Origin of the sequence: Bradyrhizobium sp. 23 (assembly GCF_023073295.1) — a bacterium.
In the GTDB taxonomy this organism is placed as follows: domain Bacteria; phylum Pseudomonadota; class Alphaproteobacteria; order Rhizobiales; family Xanthobacteraceae; genus Bradyrhizobium; species Bradyrhizobium canariense_D.
This window is the reverse complement of record NZ_JADPJF010000070.1, coordinates 331,084-338,208: the sequence shown is the minus strand read 5'-3', so window position 1 is coordinate 338,208 and position 7,125 is coordinate 331,084. Positions and strand designations below refer to the sequence as shown.

The 7,125-nt window shown below is 63.6% G+C and carries 10 protein-coding genes; 7 read left to right on the top strand and 3 right to left on the bottom strand.

Going from position 1 to position 7,125, the window contains the following annotated elements:
- The coding region (locus tag IVB32_RS19520) for an SDR family NAD(P)-dependent oxidoreductase (RefSeq protein ID WP_247410967.1) at window positions 1-127 on the bottom strand (127 nt) is incomplete at its 3' end.
- Window positions 128-284: 157 nt separating this feature from the next.
- On the opposite strand from IVB32_RS19520, the gene IVB32_RS19515 reads away from it, so the two are divergent.
- From IVB32_RS19515 to IVB32_RS19495, 5 genes are all read left to right on the top strand, one after another.
- Window positions 285-647: a nuclear transport factor 2 family protein gene (locus tag IVB32_RS19515; RefSeq protein WP_018453781.1), complete on the top strand. Its 363-nt coding sequence runs from the start codon at window positions 285-287 to the stop codon at window positions 645-647.
- Between the two features lie 159 nt (window positions 648-806).
- Window positions 807-1,208, top strand: coding sequence for a YciI family protein (locus IVB32_RS19510; RefSeq protein WP_247294054.1), 402 nt, complete (start codon window positions 807-809; stop codon window positions 1,206-1,208).
- A gap of 38 nt (window positions 1,209-1,246) precedes the next feature.
- Window positions 1,247-1,609 (top strand): hypothetical protein, encoded by a 363-nt coding sequence (locus IVB32_RS19505; RefSeq protein WP_247410947.1) that lies wholly within the window; start codon window positions 1,247-1,249, stop codon window positions 1,607-1,609.
- A 96-nt stretch (window positions 1,610-1,705) separates the two neighbouring features.
- The gene (locus IVB32_RS19500) at window positions 1,706-2,446 is read left to right on the top strand and encodes a TetR/AcrR family transcriptional regulator (protein WP_085348908.1); all 741 of its coding nucleotides are present in this window, start codon (window positions 1,706-1,708) and stop codon (window positions 2,444-2,446) included.
- A 120-nt stretch (window positions 2,447-2,566) separates the two neighbouring features.
- Window positions 2,567-3,052: a DUF2852 domain-containing protein gene (locus tag IVB32_RS19495; protein WP_018453785.1), complete on the top strand. Its 486-nt coding sequence runs from the start codon at window positions 2,567-2,569 to the stop codon at window positions 3,050-3,052.
- A 204-nt stretch (window positions 3,053-3,256) separates the two neighbouring features.
- Here IVB32_RS19495 and IVB32_RS19490 read toward each other — a convergent pair whose 3' ends face one another.
- Window positions 3,257-4,420, bottom strand: a complete 1,164-nt coding sequence (locus tag IVB32_RS19490) for an acyl-CoA desaturase (protein ID WP_018453786.1) — start codon at window positions 4,418-4,420, stop codon at window positions 3,257-3,259.
- 314 nt (window positions 4,421-4,734) lie between these two features.
- Here IVB32_RS19490 and IVB32_RS19485 point away from each other — a divergent pair, with 314 nt between their 5' ends.
- Complete coding sequence (locus IVB32_RS19485; RefSeq protein WP_247294056.1) at window positions 4,735-5,502, top strand: serine acetyltransferase; 768 nt, start codon at window positions 4,735-4,737, stop codon at window positions 5,500-5,502.
- 35 nt (window positions 5,503-5,537) lie between these two features.
- Here IVB32_RS19485 and IVB32_RS19480 read toward each other — a convergent pair whose 3' ends face one another.
- Window positions 5,538-6,056: a DUF2231 domain-containing protein gene (locus tag IVB32_RS19480; protein ID WP_018453788.1), complete on the bottom strand. Its 519-nt coding sequence runs from the start codon at window positions 6,054-6,056 to the stop codon at window positions 5,538-5,540.
- A gap of 496 nt (window positions 6,057-6,552) precedes the next feature.
- On the opposite strand from IVB32_RS19480, the gene IVB32_RS19475 reads away from it, so the two are divergent.
- A partial coding sequence (locus IVB32_RS19475) for a MotA/TolQ/ExbB proton channel family protein (RefSeq protein WP_247410945.1) occupies window positions 6,553-7,125 on the top strand: 573 nt, incomplete at its 3' end.

The following is a 7,125-nucleotide window of genomic DNA, read 5'->3' as shown; positions in this document are numbered from 1 at the left end:
GCAACTCGCCCTCGATGTCGATCAACGCCACCCGCCAGCCCTCGCTCAAAAACTTCTTCGCGGTCGCAAGCCCGATGCCACGCGCGGCTCCGGTGACGAGGGCAACGCGGTGCGGGGTAGGGGGCATTGGCTGATCGGTCCTTATGAAAGATTGGGTCGCGCAAACGCGAGCCTCTTTTTACTTCGCTTTCGTCCCGACGAGGAAGGCCTTAACTCGAAGGCACGATGTCGGGACGGTCCTCGATGGATCGTCTTCCAGGGGATCATTGCCAGGGAGATCCGCAATGTCCAACCACGAGCGCCAGATTCGAGACCTTTTCGCCGCTTATCTCGGCAACGACCGGCAACGGGTCGCCGACGCGTTGGCGGACGATTTTCGCTTCACCAGCCCGTTCGACGACGATCTCGACAAGGCGGCTTATTTCGAGCGTTGCTGGAGGGACACCGGCTGGATTGCGCGGCACGACATCGAGCGGATTTTCGTCCAAGGCGACGAGGCCTTCGTCACCTATCTCTGCCTGGCGACAGATGGCAGGAGCTTTCGCAACACCGAGTTCTTCACCTTCGCCGGCGGCAAGATTCGCTGCATCGACGTCTATTTCGGCGCTGCCCGGCAGGACGGGCGTTTCCTGCCGCAGGCGCGCTAGGGCCAGCCAATAATCGCCAGAATAATTTTCGTCACCTGTCGGTTTCGTCAAGGTTCCTTCGTCTTGGAGGTGAGGGTGGGCGGCCCGGGCCGTCGCTCCGCCCATCCGGAGTGGCGCCTCGGCGCGCAACCCGAACGAAAAAGCACGCAAGGAGTGCTCATGCGATTCATGATGCTGATGATCCCGCTCGGCTACGAGACCGCGGCGCCCGACGTTCAACTCGATCCCGAGCGGGTCGCTGCGATGATGCGCTACAACGAGGCGCTGAAGGACGCCGGCGTGCTGATCACGCTCGACGGCCTGCACCCGCCCTCGATGGGCGCGCGCGTCTCGTTTGCGGCCGGCAAGCCCATCGTGACCGATGGTCCGTTCGCCGAGGCCAAGGAGGTCCTGGGCGGCTACTGGATGATCGAGGTTGCCTCGCGTGCCGAGGCGATCGCCTGGGCCAGGCGGTGTCCGGCCGCACCGAACGAAATCATCGAGATCCGTCAGGTGCAGGAGATGAGCGACTTCCCGCCTGACGTGCGGGAGGCCGCCGGTTTCGGCGACCTGAAGAAATAGCCGCAGCTTCGTCTATCCATCACCAAAGGAGAGAACCGATGAGCACCGACACCTATCTCGCCGTTTTCCTCGGCAGCAAGACCAGTTCCAAATGGACCGCATGGAATGCGATGCCCGAGGCCGAGCGCAAGGCGAAAGAGCGGGAGGGCATGGCGGCGTGGAAAGGCTGGGTCGAAAAGCACCAGGGCGCGATCGAGGCCATGGGCGGCCCGCTCGGCAAGACCAAGAAGGTCGACGGCAAGGGCATCGCCGACATCGCCAACGAGATGGGCGCCTTCACCGTGGTGCGCGCAGCGTCCCATGAAGCCGCGGCGAAGATGTTCGAGAACCACCCGCACTTCACGATCTTCCCCGGCGAACGCGTCGAGATCATGCCGGTGCTGCCGATCCCTAGCGGCTAGGATCTCGGGCCGCCTCGCCGGACCGGGAAGAATACGGGCTGATCAACCCGTCGCCGCTAGTGACCTTCACCGCCGGCTCATGTAAAGGTCGTTCACATGAGCTGGCGCAAGGAGACGCGCCGCGCCGAGCGCGGCTATCACCACGGCAATCTGAAGGAAGCCCTGTTGCAGGCCGCCCTCGGATTGATCGCCGAGAAGGGCGCGGCCGGCTTCACCTTTGCCGATGCCGCGCGCATGGCCGGCGTCAGTGCGGCGGCGCCGTACCGGCATTTTCGCGACCGTGAAGAACTGCTGTCCTCGATCGCGCAGCGCGGCTTCGAGCAGTTTGAATCGCGCCTGACCGCGGCTTGGGACGACGGACGGCCCGACACCGTCACGGCGTTCGAGCGTGTCGGCAGGGCCTATCTCGCCTTCGCCCGCGAGGAGCCCGCGTTCTACAACGCGATGTTCGAATCTGGCCTCCCGGTGGATGCCAATCCGGCGCTCCAAGCGGCCAGCGAGCGTGCTTTCAACATCATTCGTGCCGCGGCGGAGCGGCTTGCCGCGCTGGCGCCGCCGGGCACGCCGCGGCCGCCGGCGATGATGATGGCGCTGCACATCTGGTCCATGGCGCATGGCGTGGCCTCGCTGTTCTCCCGCGGTGACGCCGCGCGTCGAAAGCTGCCGATGTCGCCGGACGAGCTGCTCGAAGCTGAGGTGCTGATCTATCTGCGCGGTCTCGGCTTCCCGACCGATCGCCGTCCCCCGGCGAAAAGCGCCGAGCCGCCGCCGGTGCCGCCGGAGGCATCCTCCGGTTCAGGCGTGCCGCCCGGTGGTCCCTGGGGCAAGCCGAAATAAAGTTACCCAAATAATTGCCCCGCCCTGTCAGGCGGTCGGCTTGACAAAACCGCGGGATGATCTACCTATGTAAATGTTATTTACATTCACAACGGCGCTGATGCCGTCATGGAGAGGGAAATGGCCTACACCGCTGATGTCAATCGATGGCGCGGCCCTTCGGACCAACAATACGAGCGCCCCCACATGCTCAATACGCCCTGGCATCCCGGCTGGATCGCCGTGACCATCCTCGGCTTCATCATCTGGTGGCCGATCGGACTTGCCCTTCTCTTTTTCACACTCGGGAGCAGAAGAATGTCGTGCTGGAGCAACCAGGATCGCTGGCAGAACAAGATGGAGCGGATGCAGTACAAGATGGATCGTATGCGCGGCCGCATGGAGCGCCACGGTTTCGGCTTTGGCTTCGGTCCGCCCTCGAGCGGCAACCGCGCCTTTGACGAGTACCGCACCGAGACATTGCAGCGGCTCGAGGAGGAGCAGGTCGAGTTCAAGAACTTCCTCGACCGTCTGCGTCACGCCAAGGACAAGGAAGAGTTCGACCAGTTCATGGCGCAACACAAGACACGCCCGACCCCGCCGCCGACCGACCAGCAGCAAGGTTGATCTCAAGCTTGATCTCGGGACTGACGCCTCTCAAAGCCGTCAGGCGCATGCCCCCAAAGTCCTGATGGCCCCGAGCCGCCCGCCTGCGCAACCCGCAGGCGGGCGGTTTGATTTTGGGAATGCGCGTCAGGCTGCCGCGACCGTCCGGATTGCCTTGGTTTGGAAAAGTCTTGATCTGGAAAGTCCTGGTCCAGAGAGACTTGGTCAGCGCGCCGTGGCGAGCTGCGCGCGAACCGACTCCAGGAAGTGTTCGTAGGCATAGTCCACGATCTCGTTCAGTGATCGCGTTCGCGCAAACATCGCCTTGGCCTCGGCGAGAAACTCGTCGCGGGTCGGAATCTTCGGCAAATGCAGATGCGTCAGTGCATCGACACCTTCGTGCGCGCGACTCAGGATGTCGTGCAGCGTCGGCAGTTGCAACTGGGCCAAATCGGCTCGGCGGAGCGCCGACGAAATCGCATGCGCCAGGGTCTGCGCATCGAACCGTCCGGCAAGCTCGCGGGCCGCCCGGTTGATGACGCGTGCGCCAAGCGGCTGCTCGTTGCGCAGCACCTGCTCGGGTGGCGACTTCATGTTCCAGACGATGCCGAACCAGGACAGCACCTTCAGGATGTAATAGGTGACGTCGATTTCCCACCAGCGAAAACCCTGCCGCACGCTGCTCTGGTAGGCGTGGTGATTGTTGTGCCAGCCCTCACCGAGAGTGAACAAGGCCAGCAGCCAATTGTTGCGTGAATCATCGCCGGTCACGTACCGCTTGCGTCCATGCACGTGGGCGAGGGAATTGATGCAGAAGGTCGCGTGATAGACCAGCACGGTGCTCCACAGGAAGCCGACGACGAGACCGGACCATCCGCCAACCAGGAAGCAGAGCGCAGCCAGCGTGACGGCTGGCAGGAGTTCCAGGCGATGCAGCCACATCAACTCCGGATAGGCGGCGAAATCTCCGACTTTCACGAGGTCGGTGCCATCGTGCTCCCTGTAAAAAATCCAGCCGAGATGACTGTAGAGGAAGCCTCGATGACGCGGCGAATGCACGTCGTCTTCGGTATCGGAATGCAGATGATGATGTCGATGCTTGGCCGCCCACCACAAAACGCTTTTCTGCGCGGTGCTTTGCGCAAGCCAGGCCAGGATGAACTGAAACACTCGACCGGTCGCAAAAGCCCGATGGGAGAAATAGCGGTGGTAGCCTGCTCCGATCGCAAACATACGGACGACATAGAGTGAGGCGCAGATCGCGATGGCCTGCCAGGTAACGCCGGTCCAGATCGCAGCAATGCAGCCGAGATGGACCAGCAGGAACGGCAGGGCGGAGGGATACATGATGTCGTCGTGTTGGTCGTCAGCGGGGGCGTTGGGCGACATGTATTGGCGTGACCTTGGAGGACGGGGATTCGGGATTCGCTTCGGCAGCACTGAGGGCCGCTGTGTGCGACAATCCCGGGGATGGCGGACCACTGCGGGGCTTTGAACGAGATGCTTTGCCTGAGCAACCCGGGCCAGCGCGGCAGCACGAACCTGAGACCATAGCTACGGGCGGAACTCGGCTGCCTCCATATATATGATCCCGACTGCTTGGCATGCAAGCTCGTAGCCTCACGGGGTGCGTGGCGCGCGGGCTGCCGACGGCCTATAGCCGACAGTGAAAAGGAAGCGTCAAAATACCGCAGGCAGCAACGATGGCGGAAGCGGCGATGATGGCGAGCGAAACCCTCTGGCAGAAGATCCGCGACGAGGCGCAGCGCACCGCGGCAGCCGACGCCATATTCGGCAAGGCTCTTGTCGGACTCATCCTCGTCCATGACGATTTTACCGCCGCACTGTCCGACCTGATCGGACGCCGGCTTGGCGACAGCGAGGTCGAACGCGCGCGCTTCACGACATTTTCCCGCGACGCCTTCAATGGTCAGCCGGATCTGATCGAGGCGGCCGGCCGCGACTTGCAGGCCATCGTGCTTGGCGATCCCGCCATCAGCGGAGTGTTGGCGCCGCTGCTGCACTTGAAGGGCTACGTCGCCTTGCAGGCGTGGCGCGTCTCGAACTGGCTCTGGCATCACGACCATGGTGACGCGGCGCTGCTGTTTCAGAACGAGGCGTCGAACGTCCTGCAGGTCAGCATTCATCCGGCGGCGAGCTTGGGATCGTCGGTGTATCTCGACCACGCCACCGGCATCGTGATCGGTGCCGATGTGGTGATCGGCGACGAGGCCACCATCCTTCAGAACGTCAGCATCGGTCGTGGCACGGAACTGCCGGCGCGCTCGCCTCGCATTGGTCGCGGCGTGTTCATCGGCTCCGGCGCGACAATTCTCGGCAACGTCAGAATCGGCGATTTTGCAAAGATCGGCGCCGACACCGTCGTGACGAGCGACGTGCCCCGGGGCTGCACCGCAATCGGCAATCCGGCGCGGCTGACCAATTGCCCAGAGCCCGCTTCCGCGGCCTGACTCGCCGTCACGTCATCAGGCGACGTGCTCCTCGTTCACGCGGCGCGGCGGCGGCTCTCGCCGCCATGACGCGGGCTGACCGGCTCCGAACTGGTCTGGCCCGGCGCGTCCAGCACCGCGACGTGATGCCGGTAGACCAACTCCCAGCCCTTCCAGCCCGTGAAAAGCAGAATGCCGACCACGACCAGGGACAGCGCCACGCCCCACGGCTTGATTGCAGCTTCCGCGCCTTGCGCGTAGCGGAGGTAGAAATTGATCAGGGCCAGCACGACGGCTACGAGATTGCCGATCATGTGATACCAGGCGTCATTGAGGCTGCGGATGCGGGCGTCGCTGAAGAAGTCGGTGAAGCCGGCCACGGCCGCAACGAGCGCCATCACAATACCGGCGCCGATCAGCCAGATCGCGGCTCTGGCCCAAAAGCCGTCACCGGTGCCGATGAAGGCGAGATCGGCGATGGGCGCGCCGACCAGGAAGGCGACGGGGAACGGGATGATCATGGGGTGGAGCGGATGATCGCCGACCGCGGCGGTCGTCTTGGGGTTGATGCTCATGGCAAAACCTCGCGAGAAGTGATTTTCCAGACAATTTTTCGGACGGAGGCTGGTTCCTCTGACCGGGATAGCGGGCTCCGCTCCTGATGCGCACGGGAAAGCGGAACTCTGCTGTCCCGGGCGCAGCGCACCGTCCCGTCGGGAACACGGCCCGCCCGCCGCGCCTCCCATCCCCCTGTGCGACCTCCCTTTCCCGCACTCAAATTCGTCTGCGGTAACCCAGCATTAACCATCGCCGGGCTCTGGTAATTGCGGACAATCGCGCGCCCAAAGCCTGAAGTCTGAGCCTTGGGGTCGGGCCCATAGTTTTGACATCTTGGCAGGGAATGCAGGCGGCCGGCTTTGGACGAGCCCTGCACCCCAGAAAGACAAGGCTTTGAGCGGGCTTGCCGGCCGCGCCGGTTCTAGCGCGGCTATTGGGGAACCGGCGGCCATTTGCTGGCCGGGACATTAGGTCGGGACATCAGGTAACGATCGCCTTGAGAGGATACTGCTTATGAATCCGGCCGACGTGGCTCAGTCAGCCCTTCCGGTTGCCGCTTCCGCGGACGTGTCGCTGATCGCGCTGTTCTGGCAGGCTCACTGGATCGTGAAAGCGGTGATGCTGGGGCTTCTCGCCTGCTCGGTCTGGGTCTGGGCGATCGCCATCGACAAGATCTTCCTGTTTGCCCGCACCCGCCGCTCGATGGACCGTTTCGAGCAGGCTTTCTGGTCCGGCGAGTCGATCGAGGACCTCTATCGCACGCTCTCGGCCAAGCCGACACATTCCATGGCGGCCTGCTTCGTCGCCGCGATGCGCGAGTGGAAGCGTTCGTTCGAGAGCCAGGCCCGCTCGGTCGCAGGCCTTCAGATGCGCATCGACAAGGTCATGAATGTCTCGATCGCCCGCGAGGTCGAGCGGCTGGAACGCCGGCTGCTGGTGCTCGCCACCGTCGGCTCCGCAGGCCCCTTCGTCGGCCTGTTCGGCACCGTCTGGGGCATCATGTCGAGCTTCCAGTCGATCGCGGCGTCGAAAAACACCTCTTTGGCGGTGGTGGCCCCTGGCATCGCGGAGGCGCTGTTTGCGACC

Excerpts from the sequence above, each read along its gene's own strand:
- IVB32_RS19515 (WP_018453781.1), top strand. The coding sequence starts at position 285 with ATGTCCAACCACGAGCGCCAGATTCGAGACCTTTTCGCCGCTTATCTC.
- IVB32_RS19510 (WP_247294054.1), top strand. The coding sequence starts at position 807 with ATGCGATTCATGATGCTGATGATCCCGCTCGGCTACGAGACCGCGGCG.
- IVB32_RS19505 (WP_247410947.1), top strand. The coding sequence starts at position 1,247 with ATGAGCACCGACACCTATCTCGCCGTTTTCCTCGGCAGCAAGACCAGT.
- IVB32_RS19500 (WP_085348908.1), top strand. The coding sequence starts at position 1,706 with ATGAGCTGGCGCAAGGAGACGCGCCGCGCCGAGCGCGGCTATCACCAC.
- IVB32_RS19495 (WP_018453785.1), top strand. The coding sequence starts at position 2,567 with ATGGCCTACACCGCTGATGTCAATCGATGGCGCGGCCCTTCGGACCAA.
- IVB32_RS19490 (WP_018453786.1), bottom strand. The coding sequence starts at position 4,420 with ATGTCGCCCAACGCCCCCGCTGACGACCAACACGACGACATCATGTAT.
- IVB32_RS19485 (WP_247294056.1), top strand. The coding sequence starts at position 4,735 with ATGGCGGAAGCGGCGATGATGGCGAGCGAAACCCTCTGGCAGAAGATC.
- IVB32_RS19480 (WP_018453788.1), bottom strand. The coding sequence starts at position 6,056 with ATGAGCATCAACCCCAAGACGACCGCCGCGGTCGGCGATCATCCGCTC.